The organism is Arthrobacter sp. BB-1, assembly GCF_006151685.1.
GTDB lineage: Bacteria > Actinomycetota > Actinomycetes > Actinomycetales > Micrococcaceae > Arthrobacter.
Genome location: NZ_VDEV01000029.1, coordinates 94,215 through 106,969, shown reverse-complemented (window position 1 = coordinate 106,969; position 12,755 = coordinate 94,215). Strand labels below are relative to the sequence as shown.

The 12,755-nt window shown below is 64.8% G+C and carries 11 protein-coding genes and 1 tRNA gene; 5 read left to right on the top strand and 7 right to left on the bottom strand.

Annotated features, from left to right (window positions below; genetic code table 11):
- Complete coding sequence (locus FHJ30_RS16580; protein WP_139030358.1) at nt 1–939, top strand: phosphoribosylaminoimidazolesuccinocarboxamide synthase; 939 nt, start codon at nt 1–3, stop codon at nt 937–939.
- A 35-nt stretch (nt 940–974) separates the two neighbouring features.
- On the opposite strand, the gene FHJ30_RS16575 is transcribed toward FHJ30_RS16580, so the two are convergent.
- Nucleotides 975–2,240 (bottom strand): helix-turn-helix transcriptional regulator, encoded by a 1,266-nt coding sequence (locus FHJ30_RS16575; protein ID WP_139030357.1) that lies wholly within the window; start codon nt 2,238–2,240, stop codon nt 975–977.
- Between the two features lie 128 nt (nt 2,241–2,368).
- On the opposite strand from FHJ30_RS16575, the gene FHJ30_RS16570 reads away from it, so the two are divergent.
- Nucleotides 2,369–2,596, top strand: a complete 228-nt coding sequence (locus tag FHJ30_RS16570; RefSeq protein WP_139030356.1) for a hypothetical protein — start codon at nt 2,369–2,371, stop codon at nt 2,594–2,596.
- Between the two features lie 138 nt (nt 2,597–2,734).
- On the opposite strand, the gene FHJ30_RS16565 is transcribed toward FHJ30_RS16570, so the two are convergent.
- The 5 genes from FHJ30_RS16565 to FHJ30_RS16545 form a co-directional block, all read right to left on the bottom strand.
- A tRNA-Pro gene (locus FHJ30_RS16565) sits at nt 2,735–2,811 on the bottom strand.
- A gap of 99 nt (nt 2,812–2,910) precedes the next feature.
- Nucleotides 2,911–4,737, bottom strand: coding sequence for an ABC transporter ATP-binding protein (locus tag FHJ30_RS16560; RefSeq protein ID WP_139030355.1), 1,827 nt, complete (start codon nt 4,735–4,737; stop codon nt 2,911–2,913).
- Entirely contained in the window at nt 4,734–6,554 is a 1,821-nt protein-coding gene (locus FHJ30_RS16555; protein WP_139030354.1) for an ABC transporter ATP-binding protein, read from the bottom strand. Before FHJ30_RS16555 ends, FHJ30_RS16560 begins: the two co-directional genes overlap by 4 nt.
- A gap of 157 nt (nt 6,555–6,711) precedes the next feature.
- Complete coding sequence (locus FHJ30_RS16550; protein WP_139030353.1) at nt 6,712–7,659, bottom strand: metallophosphoesterase; 948 nt, start codon at nt 7,657–7,659, stop codon at nt 6,712–6,714.
- Nucleotides 7,660–7,665: 6 nt separating this feature from the next.
- Nucleotides 7,666–9,954 carry a transglycosylase domain-containing protein gene (locus FHJ30_RS16545; protein ID WP_139030352.1) on the bottom strand — a complete coding sequence of 763 codons (2,289 nt, stop codon included), beginning with the start codon at nt 9,952–9,954 and terminating at the stop codon, nt 7,666–7,668.
- A 37-nt stretch (nt 9,955–9,991) separates the two neighbouring features.
- On the opposite strand from FHJ30_RS16545, the gene FHJ30_RS16540 reads away from it, so the two are divergent.
- Genes FHJ30_RS16540 through FHJ30_RS16530 form a run of 3 tightly spaced genes read left to right on the top strand, consistent with a single transcriptional unit; the run spans nt 9,992 to nt 11,609 of the window.
- A complete protein-coding gene (locus FHJ30_RS16540; RefSeq protein ID WP_003797879.1) occupies nt 9,992–10,147 on the top strand; it encodes a DUF4177 domain-containing protein in 156 nt (51 codons plus the stop codon).
- Between the two features lies 1 nt (nt 10,148).
- Nucleotides 10,149–10,682, top strand: coding sequence for a RidA family protein (locus tag FHJ30_RS16535; protein ID WP_139030351.1), 534 nt, complete (start codon nt 10,149–10,151; stop codon nt 10,680–10,682).
- 15 nt (nt 10,683–10,697) lie between these two features.
- Nucleotides 10,698–11,609, top strand: coding sequence for an NUDIX hydrolase (locus FHJ30_RS16530; protein WP_139030350.1), 912 nt, complete (start codon nt 10,698–10,700; stop codon nt 11,607–11,609).
- Nucleotides 11,610–11,838: 229 nt separating this feature from the next.
- On the opposite strand, the gene FHJ30_RS16525 is transcribed toward FHJ30_RS16530, so the two are convergent.
- Complete coding sequence (locus FHJ30_RS16525) at nt 11,839–12,516, bottom strand: Crp/Fnr family transcriptional regulator (RefSeq protein ID WP_050684013.1); 678 nt, start codon at nt 12,514–12,516, stop codon at nt 11,839–11,841.
- Nucleotides 12,517–12,755: the final 239 nt, after the last annotated feature.

The window sequence follows — 12,755 nt, the reverse complement described above, 5'->3', positions numbered from 1 at the left end:
ATGAGCAACGTTCCAGCATCCCGCGGCTTCAGCACCGAGGCCCCCGAACTGCCCGGTTGGACCCATGTCTACTCGGGGAAGGTCAGGGACCTGTACGAGCCGGCGGACGAATCCATCCTGCAGCGCGTCGGGCAGGACTGTGTACTGGTGGTGGCCAGCGACCGGATCAGCGCGTTTGACCATGTCCTGTCCAGCGAGATTCCGGACAAGGGGCGGATCCTCACCCAGTTGAGCCTGTGGTGGTTCGACCAGCTGGACGTGGAACACCACGTGCTGGGATCCACGGTGGAGGACGGCGTCCCCGCCGCCGTTGAGGGCCGTGCCATGATCTGCAAGAAGCTGGACATGTTCCCGGTGGAATGCATTGCCCGCGGCTACCTCACCGGTTCCGGCCTCCAGGAGTACAAGGCATCGGGGACTGTGTGCAGCATTCCGCTGCCGGAGGGCCTGGTGGACGGCTCGCGGCTTGACCACGCCATCTTCACGCCCTCGGCCAAGGCCGAGGTGGGGGAGCATGACGAGAACATCACCTACGACGCCGTGGTGGCCATGGTGGGCGACGACATCGCAGGGCGCCTGAGCGAGCTCACCTTGAAGATCTACACCGTGGCCGAGAAGATCGCCCGGGAGCGTGGCATCATCCTGGCGGACACCAAGGTGGAATTTGGCTACGACCCCGTTTCGGGGTCCATTACGCTTGGCGACGAGGTCCTCACACCGGATTCCTCACGGTTCTGGGATGCCGCCACATACCAGCCGGGCCGCGCTCAGCCCTCCTATGACAAGCAGTACGTCAGGGACTGGCTCACATCGGCCGAGTCGGGCTGGAACAGGTCCTCGGATACGCCTCCGCCGGCGCTGCCCGCCGAGGTCATCGACCGTACCCGCAGCCGCTACGTCGAGGCCTACGAGAAACTGACCGGAAAAACCTTCGCCTGACGGAGCCCCAGCTGCTCCCGGCGAACGGCGTGTTGCTAGCTGGCTTTCACAGCGGCAGCGGCGCGCCGCTGGGCCAGCTTTATTTCCAGGACCGCGTCCAGTGCCTGCTGGACGCGGTCAGCGGCTCCCGCCGCGCTGAAGGCTTTCTGCGCCTCTTCGAGGTGGACCAGCGCTTCCTCTGATTCCCCCGCGGCCTTGAGGGACTTGCCCAGCAGCAGTGACACTTCCCCGGCGGTGTGCTTTGCCAGGCTGTCCCGCTCCGCGTGGATCTCCCTGAGCTTCTCGACGGCGGCAACAATGTCCCCGGTCAGGTACAGCCACCGGGCGCGGATGAAAGCGACTTCCAGCTCATCGCTCTTGGTTCCGCTGACGATTGAAAAGGCAAGCTCAGCCCGTTCAATGGATGAAAGGGTTTCAGGCTCCACAATTCCAGATGACAGCCGTACCGCGGCGGACGCCTTATTAAAACGTGCCCACAGCTCAATATCATTTGCCGGTGACAGCAGTTTCGCTGCGCGTTCGTGGTGTTTGACGCCCTCCACATAATCGTGGCGCATAAACGCCACGTTGCCGATGACCCAGGCCACCTCGCCGGCAAGTTGGGACATCGCGTGCTCGTCCACCTGGGTGAGCAACTCCTGGCAGTACTTCCACGCTTCATTAAGACGGCCGCTTTCGGCCAAGGCGCCGATCAGGGCCCGCAGGGCGCCGATGGTAATGATCGAGCCCCTCGGCAGCTGCTCGGCGATTGCCAAGGCCTCGGTTGCGTGCTCCACGGCGGCCGTCAGCTGGCCCTCACGCTGGCATATAACAGCGAGCATTTGACGGGCCCGGGCGCCGAGCCCCACAGATTCCCTTGCCATCGGGTGCTCCAGCAGGCGTTCCACGACCTCCCTGCACTCCTGCAGGTCGCCATGCTTCAGCAAGCACTCGGCCTGCATGTAACTCATGTTCCACCAGGCGCTGGTGTTTCTTCCGTCAAGTGCAATCTGGGCCGCTGCTGCGGCATGGCTTGCGGCGAGCGGGTAATCCCTCAGGTCCCACGCCTGGCGGGCGTACAGTCCTGCCAGGACATACTCGGCGTCGCTGACCGTGATGGGCTGGCTCCATGCTTCCAAGGCCTTCGGCGCAAGCTCCAGCCTGCGTGCGAGTTCCTCGATCACTTCCGCAGTTGGTTCCCTGCGGCCTGTTTCAAGTAGGGAAATGTAGCTGGGGGAGTACAGGTCCTTGCCCAGTTCCGCCTGTGTCAGCCCCCTATCGAGCCTCTCTGCCCGGAGCTTCTCCCCGAATCCGTTGCCCACGGGACTCCTCCTTTCTCCACAGGTTTCCTGTTAGCGCTTGACAGCCGCTGTGGAAAACATTTTACAATGTATGTCAACAAGGACAGTGCTGGCTTTGTAACGAATCCGACTCGTATTGAGGAACTTATATGTTGAAGAAGATTGCAGCGGCAGCCGTCCTGGCTGGGGCGTTGGCGTTTTCTGCGGCGGCTCCGGCTGTCTTGTCTGCAGGTTCCATCGCTGACACGGAACGAGTGGCTGTAGCCGGAACCGGAAACTGGCCTGATCCTGTCTCCAAGGAGACGAAGGGCAAGAAAGCCGGTACCACCGAAACCAGCTACACCACCTACACGGGCAACTGGCCCGACCCTGTGTAAACAGCTTCCTCACCACAGGAGGCGAGGGAAGCCCCGGAGCACCTGCTCCGGGGCTTTTCCTTTACCAAAAAGTTACCGATTTTGCGGAACTCCGGTTAATACAAAAGAGGGCCTCCGCAAGGAGACCCTCTTTTGTATTGGTCGGGATGACAGGATTTGAACCTGCGACCTCTTCGTCCCGAACGAAGCGCGCTACCAAGCTGCGCTACATCCCGATCCGCTGCAAAAGCAACTTTACAAGGATAGCCGATGCCGGGGTCCGATGCGAAATCCTCAGCCGCCGCCAGGGCTGCCGGTGAGTTTAAGGACTGGGATCACACCAGCGAGTCCTTCCATGCTCCATGCAGGTCGGCAAAGCGTCCGCCACCACCGATGAGCTGGGCCGGGCTGCCGTCCTCAACGATGCGGCCGTCGTGCACCACCAGCACCCGGTCCGCGGTTTCCACGGTGGACAGGCGGTGGGCGATGATCAGGGCAGTCCTGCGGGCCGCCTCCGTGCCCGAGAGGAGCCGGGCCAGGCCCTGCTGCACCAGCCTTTCGGAAGGGATGTCCAGAGAGGATGTGGCCTCGTCCAGGATGAGCACGGCGGGACGGGCCAGGAAGGCCCTGGCAAAGCTGATGAGCTGCCGCTGGCCGGATGACACGCGACCGCCGCGCTTGTTGACGTCAGTGTCATAACCTTCGGGGAGCGCCATGATGAAGTGGTGGGCGCCCACTGCTTTGGCGGCTTCCTCGATCTCCGCCCGCGACGCTTCCGGCCGGCCCAAGGCGATGTTGTCCGCCACCGAGCCGCTGAACAGGAACGCTTCCTGGGTGACCATAACAATGTTGCGGCGCAGGTCGGTGGTGCCCAGGTTCCGGAGGTCGATGCCGTCGAGCGTGATCGAGCCCGAAGTGACGTCGTAGAACCGGGCTATCAGCTTGGCCAGGGTGGATTTCCCGGCTCCCGTCTGGCCCACCAGGGCAACCGTCTGCCCCGCCGGGATGTGCAGGTTCAGGGTGGGCACGATGACAGGACCATCACCATAACGGAATTCGACGCCATTGAAGTCGATGGCACCCTTGGCATCCTTGAGGGCGACGGGACTTTTTGGCGGCCGGACCGTGGGCACCTCCTCAAGGAGCCCGGAAACCTTCTCGAGCGCGGCCTGTGCACTCTGGAATGAGTTGTAGAACATGGCCATCTGGTCCACGGGCTGGAAGAACCGCTTGGTGGACAGGATGAGTGCCAGGAGCACCCCGACCTCCAGCTCCCCGCCAAGGACGCGGAAGCCGCCGAACAGGAGGACCACCGCCACACACACGTTGCCCACCAGCACCAGCCCCGGCTGGAAGATGCCGTTGAGGTTGATGGACCGGACGGTGACCCGCCGGTAGTCCTCTGCGAGCTGGCCGTAGCGCCCGGAGTTTTCCTGCTCCTTGCGGAAGGCCTTGACGGCGCGGATGCCTGTCATGGTTTCCACAAAGTGCACAATCAGCCGGGCGGAGACCACGCGCGATTCCCGGAAGGCGATCTGGGAGTGTTTCTGGTACCAGCGGGCCAGGAAGAACATGGGAACGCCGGCGGCCAGCACCAGGAGCCCGCTGCGCCAGTCCAGGGCGAACACGGTGATGGCGGTGAAGACCATGAACAGCATGCCGGAGGCCAGCGAGCTGACGCCGGAGTCCAGGAGCTCCCGGAGGGCCTCCAGGTCCGAGGTCTGCCGGGCAATGATCCGGCCGGAGGTGTACTTTTCGTGGAACTCGAGGCTGAGCCGCTGGGTATGGCGGAAGACCCGGAGGCGCAGGTCCAGCAGCATAGCCTGGCTCAGCTTTGCGGTGGACGTGACGTACAAGGCCGTGAGCCCCGCCGTCGCTATGGCTGCGAGCAGGTAGGCGACGCCGGTGAGCACCAGGGGCGTGTTGTCCCCGGCCTGCAGGGCGGGGAGTGCGCGGTCGATGCCGAAGGCGATCAGCGCCGGGCCGGCCACGCGTGCCGCCTGGGACAGGACCACCATGGCGATGGTCACCCAGAAGCGCAGCCGGACCGGCCGGATCAGCGAGCGCAGCAGGGCCAGCGACCGCCGTCGTACAGCCCTGCTGTCGCTCTTGCTGAGGTGGGCGTTGTCTTCGTTGGCGGTGCCGAATGCCGCGGCGCTCATCGGGTGGCCTCCGCTTCGTGGATGTCGGCCTCTTCCTCAAGGTCTGACAGTTCCGAGTCCAGGTCCCGGGGTTCCTGGTCCAGGCTGGCGATGACGTAACGGTAGTGGTCGTTGCCCGCCAGCAGCTCTGTGTGGGTTCCGACGGCGGCGATCCTGCCTTGCTCAAGGAGCGCCACCCGGTCCGCGAGGGCCACAGTGGACGGCCGGTGCGCGACGATCAGCGTGGTGGTGTCCTTCAGGACAGTCCGGAGCCGGGTCTCCACCAGCTCCTCCGTGTGGACGTCCAGGGCTGACAGCGGGTCATCCAGCACCAGCACCCGCGGGCGGGCGGCAATGGCGCGGGCCAGCGCAATCCGCTGGCGCTGGCCGCCGGACAGGCTGAGGCCCTCCTCGCCGATCAGAGTGTCCACGCCCTCCGGGAGGGAATACGCGAAGTGCGCCTGCGCCACGTCCAGCGCCTCATCCAGCGCGGCCTCGGTGCGCTCCGGTGCCCCGAGGAGCACATTGTCCCGCACGGAGTTGGAGAACAGCGTGGTGTCCTCGAAAGCCACGCCCACGATGCGGCGGAGTTCCTCCACCTCGAAGTCCCTCAGGTCCACGCCGTCAATGCTGATGGAGCCGTCGGTGACGTCATACAGGCGCGGCACCAACTGGATCAGGGCGCTCTTGCCGCTGCCCGTGATCCCCACCAGGGCCATGGTCTCACCGGGGCGCAGCTCCAGGTTGATGTCCTTCAGGATGGGCTTGTCCGGGGCATCCTCGAAGGCGAAGCTGGCCTTGTTGAAACGAAGCGCACCGGCCAGCTGCCGCGGCCGCCGCGGTTCCGGGGGACTGGTGATGGTGTTGACAGTATCCATCACTTCGTAGTGGCGGTCGACGGCGGACTTGGCCGTGAGTGCCATGGCCAGCAGCATTCCGGAGAATTCAACGGGTGATGCCATGACTGCCGCCGTGGCAAAGAAGGCCACCAGGGCGCCGATGCTGAGCTGCCCGCTGGAGCACAACATGATCCCCACCACCAGCCCTGCTCCGAGGGCGAGCTCCGGCAGCAGCGTGACCACCATGGTGAACATGGCCTGGTGGCGCGCCTTGTCGATCTCAGTCTGGCGGAGCTCTTCGGCTTGTCCTTCGAAGTTTTCGAGGGCTTCGCGGCTGCGGCCGAAGGCCTTGAGCACGCGGATGCCGTGGACGGATTCCTCCACCGTGGTTGCAAGGTCCCCCGCTTGGTCCTGGCTGCGGCGCGCCACTTTGCTGAAGCGGGTCCGGAACCGGAAGCTGTACGCCATGATGGGCACGGCCGCGGCCAGGAAGATCAGGGCCAGCTGCCAGCTCATGGTGAACATGACGGTTATGCCGATGATCACGGTGAGCGTGGTGACCACCAGCATGATGGCCCCGAACGCCATCCAGCGGCGCAGGAAATTCAGGTCCGTCATGGCGCGGGACAGGAGCTGGCCGGAACCCCAGCGGTCGTGGAAGGAGACCGTCAGTTCCTGGAGATGGTCATAGAGGGAGACGCGCATCCGGGTTTCCACTGTGGTGGCCGGATTGATGACGAACTGCCGGCGGAGTGCCACCAGTCCCGCTTCTGCGATGCCCAGGACCAGGATGATCCCGGCCGACAGCCAGACCGCCCCGGTGGCGCCGCCCGGCTGCAGCGATTCGTTGACCAGGACCCTCAGGACCTGGGGAATTGCCAGGGCCACCACGCTGGCAAGCAACGCGCAAAGGAGTCCCAGCACGAGCCGGGGAATGATGGGCCGGACATGGGGGTAGAGACGACTGATCGATCGAAAAAATGGAGTTTGCCTGGCCATGACCGCTTCTCAAGCTCTAAAACGAATGTAGTTTCCCGTAGCAACTACCCTATGCCATGGCGTGAGGCGATTCACAGACACTTCAACTGCCTGACGCCCCATCACTCCTGGTCCCCAAACATGCCCGTGGGGAGCTGTCAGGGACAGGGCGACGGAGTCAGGCGGGTGAGGTCAGGGTCAGCAGGACGGCCTCCGGCCGGCAGGCGATCCTCACCGGGGCGAAGCGCGAGGTGCCGATGCCGCCCGAGACGTTGACCGGCGTCGTGCGTCCATTGCTGCTCCAGTCATGCAGGCCCTTCGCCCGCCATGTGGGGAGGTCGCAATTGGCCACCAGTGCGCCATAACCAGGGATGCACAGCTGCCCGCCGTGGGTGTGGCCGGCGAGCAGGAGGTCAGCGCCGTCCTCGGTGAAATGGTCCAGCACCCGCTGGTACGGCGCATGGATCACGGCCACCTTGAGGTGGTCCGCGGCGTCCTGGTTCACGGTCCCGCGCGGCCACCCTGCGTACCGCTCGCGCTGCAGGTGGGGATCGTCCACTCCGGAGAAGTCAAAGCGCATGCCGTTCAGGACCAGGGACTGGTGGCGGTTGGTCAGGTCCACCCAGCCGCCCATCCCGAACCCTGACCGCAGCCGCGGCCAGTCCAGCGCCGTCGGCTTGGGCTTGGCCTTGGACGGCCCCAGCAGGTACGAGGCGGGATTCTTGAGGCTGGGGGCGAAGTAATCATTGGAGCCGGGGACAAAGACACCGGGGAACTCCAGCAGCGGGCGGAGCGCGGCCAGGAGGGGATCCACCGCCTTGGCATGGCTGAGATTGTCGCCCGTGTTCACCACCAGGTCCGGCTGGAGCTCGGCCAGGGACTGCAGCCATGCAGCCTTCTTCTTCTGGCCGGGAACAAAGTGGATGTCACTCAGGTGCAGGATCCGGAACGGGTTCTTCCCCGGCGGCAGGATGGCCAGGGTCTCTTCGCGGAGCACAAACTGGTTTTTCTCCCACAGGCCGTACCCGAAAGCGGCCATTCCCGCGGCGGCCCCGGTCCCTGCGGTGACGGCAAAGCCGCGCCCGATGGTCCGGGCGCGGCTGGCCAACTCGCTGGTTGAAATCATCGGCGGCTAGTTCTTGTTCTTGTCGCGGTTGCCCGGCGCGGGCGCGGGGGCGGGCTGGGTGGCGGGTGCCGGAGCCGGTGCCTGGGTTGCCTGCGGTGCCGTCGTGGCGGGCGTGCGGCTGCCGGTGCCGCCGTTCAGGAGGTTGCTGGGCGGGGCCGGGAACGGGTTGGTGCCGTAGGCCGGCGCGATCCGGGACATGAAGTTCGAGAACATCGGGCCGGCGATCATGTAACCGTCGATGCCGGGGTAGAACTTCCCGTTGACCGTGATGTTCTGGCCGGACCGGTCCTGGGCGCCGAGTGCGTCGCCAAACCAGGCAGCCGTGGCCAGGCCCGTGGTGTGTCCTACAACCCAGGTGGACCCGTTGTTGTTGGACGTACCGGTCTTGGCGCCGATCGGGAAGCTGGTGCGGGTGGAAATCCGGGGCTGGATCAGTGAACCGGAGCCGCGGTTCAGGACTTCCTGGAGTGCGTAGTTCACGCCGCGGGCAACCTCAGGCTTGACCGCGTCCCGGCAGCTGCTGGATTGTGCCGGCAGGGTTGCCCCGGTCTGGTCGGTCACAGCAGTGATGGCGATGGGTTCGCAGTACTTGCCGTCGTTCGCGAACGTGGCGAAGGCGCTGGCCATGGTCAGCGGGGCCGTCTGCGTGGAACCCAGCAGGTTGCCCAGCGTGGACATGTTGATCTTCGGGTTCGGGTCACCATCAGCGGGAAGGCCGCCATGAAGGCCGGTGGCGTCCACGATCTTCTGGATTCCGCAGAAGTCCAGCTGCGCCGCCGAAGCGAAAGTCACGGTGTTGATGGAGTTGTACAGGCCCTCCAGGACCGACAGCGGGCGGTACCACTGTGGTTCGGCGTTCTGAAGATCGTCGGCGGCGCCGAGCGACTTCTGCGCCGTGTTGTAGGCGCCCGTGACCTGGCCGCAGCTGTTGCGCCACGGGAAGTTCAGCGGGTAGCGGCGCTGGGCCGCGTTGACCACGGTATTCATGGACTTGCCCTCGTTGAGCCATTCAGCGAAGGTGAACGGCTTCATGGTAGAGCCGGGCTGGGCGCCGCCGAGGCCGTTGAGGTCGTTGCCGTCCTTGTCCAGCTTGTCCACGTTGAAGTTCACCTGGGAATCGAAGGCGCCTTCGGCGGGCAGGAAGGAGGTGTTCTGGGCCATCGAGACGATCTTGCCGGTGTTGGGCTGCACGGAGACCATGGCGGCACCCCACTTGTCCGGGTTGGCGCCGGCTGAGGCGTTGACCTGCTCCTGCGCCACGGCCTGGGCGTTCGGGTCCAGCGTGGTGGTGATGGTCAGGCCGCCGCCGTAGATGAGGCGGAGGCGCTCTTCACGGTCCGCGCCGTACGCCGGGTTGTTCTCCAGCAGGTGCAGCACGTAGTCGCAGAAGTAGGGTGCGGTGGACGCGTAGGCGCAGCCCTGCTTGGGCTGTGTCACCTTGGTCTCCACGGGGGTGGCCACGGCGGCATCATGCTCGGCCTGGGTGATCTTTCGCTGGCCCAGCATCAGGCCCAGCACCAGGTCGCGGCGCTGCTTGGCGTTCTCCGGATTGTTGATGGGGTCGAATGCGGACGGGCTGTTGACGAGTCCGGCCAGCAGTGCCGCCTGCGGGAGCGTGAGGTCCTTGGCGCTGGTGCTGAAGAAGAAGCGGGACGCGGCCTCGATGCCGTAGGCGTCGCGGTTGAAGAAGACGATGTTCAGGTAGCCCTCAAGGATCTGCTCCTTGCTGAACTCCTTTTCCAGGGCGATGGCCAGCTTCATCTCGCGGAGCTTGTCGCCCACGCCCTTGTTCACACCGTTGAGCTTGATCTGGTCCTCGTTGCCCTCGGCTGCGAGGTTGGCGTTGAGGACGTTGTTCACGTACTGCTGTGTGATGGTGGATGCGCCCTGCTTGTTGCCGCGGGCGGTGCTGACCAGCGCGCGGAGGATACCGGTCGTGTCCACGCCCCCGTGATCATAAAAACGGCTGTCCTCGACGGCGATGACAGCTTCCTTAACGAAGGGCGAGATCTGGTCCAGGGCGACCTTGGTGCGGTTCTCGGTGTAGACGCTGGCGATCTCGCTGCCGTCCGCGGCCAGGATCCTGGTGGTCTGGTTGGGCGGGTCAACCTTCAGCTCAGCCGGAAGGGTGTCGAAGAACTCGATGGAACCGCTCGCTGCGCTGCCTGAAACGGCCGCCGCGGGAACCAGCAGGCCTGCTACCAGGACACCGCAAATAGCACTCACGCCAAGGAAAACGAGGATCTTACCAAGGGTGGTGGCAGTGTCGAATAATGGGTTCGTACGAGTCGCCATGTTTTCCACTTTACCGGCAAGGACTAGTCTTTCTCTCATGACCAAATGGGAGTACGCGACGATTCCGCTCATTATTCACGCCACAAAGCAGATCCTGGACCAGTGGGGAGACGACGGCTGGGAGCTTGTCCAAGTGGTCCCCGGACCGGACGGCAACGGCCTGGTCGCCTACCTCAAGAGGGAGAAGCAGTAGCATGGGCACCTCCGCAGAGGCTGCTCCCGGCGCGGCAACGGCGCCTGTTTCGGCTGTTGAGCAGCGGCTGGCAGACCTGGGGCTCGCCCTGCCCGAGGTCGCCGCGCCGGTGGCCGCCTACGTCCCTGCCGTGATCTCCGGCAACCACGTATACACCTCGGGACAGCTGCCCTTCATTAACGGCAAACTCCCGGCAACCGGCAAAGTGTCGGCAGGAACCGAAGGCTTCGCCGACGAGCCCACGGTTTCCCCCGAAGACGCCCAGCGGTTCGCGGCGATCTGCGCCGTCAACGCCCTGGCAGCTGTCAAAAGCGTCATTGGGGACCTTGACCGGATCACGCGCATTGTCAAAGTTGTGGGTTTCGTCTCGTCCGATCCGTCCTTCACAGGACAGCCGGGCGTCATCAACGGCGCCTCGGAATTGCTGGGGCGCGTGCTCGGTGACGCGGGGCAGCACGCCCGTTCCGCCGTCGGCGTCTCCGTGCTGCCGCTCGATTCTCCCGTTGAGGTCGAACTCATAGCGGAATTCAGCTAGGACCGGTCGTTTCTCTTGCCTCAGCTAGCTCGACGGCTTTTTGCTCTTCCCCAGGACCTTGAAGGGGCCGCCCAGAGCTGGCTCGAACACGGCGAGCGGACGCCCCGCGCGGCCCGCCTTGCCTCCTCGGTGGTCCTCCTGCGCGATTCCCCCACGGGCCTGGAAACCTGGCTGGCCTACCGGCCGGGGTCCTCGCCGCTGGGCGTCCTCGCCTTCCCCGGCGGGTCGCTGGACGCGGCCGACGACGATCCGGTCGGTTGGTTGGGTCCCTCGCCCCAGCATTGGGCTGAGCAGATGGGAACGGACGACGTCGGACTGGCGCGGCGACACGTGCTGGGCGCCATCCGCGAACTCTTCGAGGAAACGGGTGTGTTGCTGGCCGGCCCGGACATGGCCAGTACGGTTGAAGCGACGTCAACCCCCGAGTGGATGCGTGCCCGCGTTGCCGTTGCGGAGCAGGAAAAGACGTTTCCGGAAGTCCTGGCAAAGCGGGGACTGTCCGTCCGGACGGACCTGCTGAAGTCCCTGGTCAACTGGCGCAGCCCGGATTTCGCGCACCGCCGGTTCGACACCCGCTACTTCGCGGCCACAGTGCCCCTGAACCAACAGCCCACCCTGCTGGACGGCAAGGGCGTCTGGGGGCGCTGGGTCAATGCTGCCGACCTGATCGCTGAACGTGATACCACCGCCCTGGGCGATGAGGTGGGCCAGGAAAACACGGTGGGCCGGACCTTGGGCGAGCTCCTGGTCCCGGGCTCCGAAATCATGCTCGAAAAGATGGCCATGGCCAACGGCTGCATCGCCTACCTGAGCTACAAGCGCAAGGCCCACGTCTACCAGCCGGTCCTGGTTGAAGAGGATGGCAAGCTCATGCTCGAAGTCGAGGCCGCCAAGACAACCCCGGACGACCCCCAGCGCGAACGGTAGTTCCGCGGGTGGGCCAGCCCCGCTCGAAGCCGGGCCCACTCGCGACGCTCTCTCACTTAACGCTGGTTTTACACGGACGCTCTCTCACTTAACGCTGGTTTTCCACGGACGCTCTCTCGCTTTCCTGAGGAAAGTGAGAGAGCGTCGGTGGTTTTAGCGCATCGAGTGAGAGAGCGTCGGTGGTTTTAGCGCATCAAGTGAGAGAGCGTTTGGCTGGGGCGGTGGGGTGCTAGCGGGAGCGCTGGCGGAGGCGCTGCATGTCCAGGATGACAACGGCGCGGGCTTCGAGCCGGAGCCAGCCGCGCTGGACGAATTCGGCGAGGGCCTTGTTGACGGTTTCGCGGGACGCACCGACCAGCTGGGCGAGTTCTTCCTGGGTGAGCTCGTGGGCCACCAGGACACCGTCCGTTGCCGGGCGGCCGAAGCGGTCTGCCAAGTCAAGCAGGGCCTTGGCAACGCGGCCGGGAACATCGGAGAATACGAGGTCGGACAGCGAATCGTTAGTGCGGCGCAGGCGGCGGGCCAAGGCTTGCAGCAACTGCGCGGAGACCTCGGGTCGGGTGCGGAGCAGTGTGTTCAGGCTCTCATTCCGGAGGCCCGCAAGGCGGGTCTCCGAGACGGCGGTTGCAGTTGCGGTGCGCGGGCTTGGATCGAAGAGGGCCATCTCGCCGAAGAGTTCACCCGGGCCCAGGATTGCCAGGAGCGATTCGCGGCCATCGGGTGAGGTGCGGCCGAGCTTCACCTTGCCGGAGACGATGAAGTAAAGCTGGTCGCCCTGGTCGCCCTCACGGAACACCGAAGCGCCGCGGGACAGGTCCACCTCGGTGAGCTCGTCCGTCAGCAGACGGAATGCGTCGTCGTCGAGCGTGGCGAAAAGGGGTGCTCGGCGCAGTACCTCGATGTCCATGAAATCTCCTGAATAAAAGTGTCGGCTGTGGCGCTTGTGCCATTGTTTCAGAATTTTCAAGGTTCTGTGACGAACTTGGCAGTCAAAACGCCCTGATGCAGGGCCGGAACGGCCGGCCCGGACCAATCGCGGATGGCATGGAAGGCGGCGGGCTAGGGGACTGCCGAGGGCCAGCAGGGCGGGGAGCTGTCCAGAATATTGTCAGCGTCCAACATTAGAATGGGGTTTCAACTGCTTAA

Coding starts and splice junctions, on each gene's coding strand:
- FHJ30_RS16580 (WP_139030358.1), top strand. CDS start 1: ATGAGCAACGTTCCAGCATCCCGCGGCTTCAGCACCGAGGCCCCCGAA.
- FHJ30_RS16570 (WP_139030356.1), top strand. CDS start 2,369: ATGTTGAAGAAGATTGCAGCGGCAGCCGTCCTGGCTGGGGCGTTGGCG.
- FHJ30_RS16560 (WP_139030355.1), bottom strand. CDS start 4,737: ATGAGCGCCGCGGCATTCGGCACCGCCAACGAAGACAACGCCCACCTC.
- FHJ30_RS16555 (WP_139030354.1), bottom strand. CDS start 6,554: ATGGCCAGGCAAACTCCATTTTTTCGATCGATCAGTCGTCTCTACCCC.
- FHJ30_RS16550 (WP_139030353.1), bottom strand. CDS start 7,659: ATGATTTCAACCAGCGAGTTGGCCAGCCGCGCCCGGACCATCGGGCGC.
- FHJ30_RS16545 (WP_139030352.1), bottom strand. CDS start 9,954: ATGGCGACTCGTACGAACCCATTATTCGACACTGCCACCACCCTTGGT.
- FHJ30_RS16540 (WP_003797879.1), top strand. CDS start 9,992: ATGACCAAATGGGAGTACGCGACGATTCCGCTCATTATTCACGCCACA.
- FHJ30_RS16535 (WP_139030351.1), top strand. CDS start 10,149: ATGGGCACCTCCGCAGAGGCTGCTCCCGGCGCGGCAACGGCGCCTGTT.
- FHJ30_RS16525 (WP_050684013.1), bottom strand. CDS start 12,516: ATGGACATCGAGGTACTGCGCCGAGCACCCCTTTTCGCCACGCTCGAC.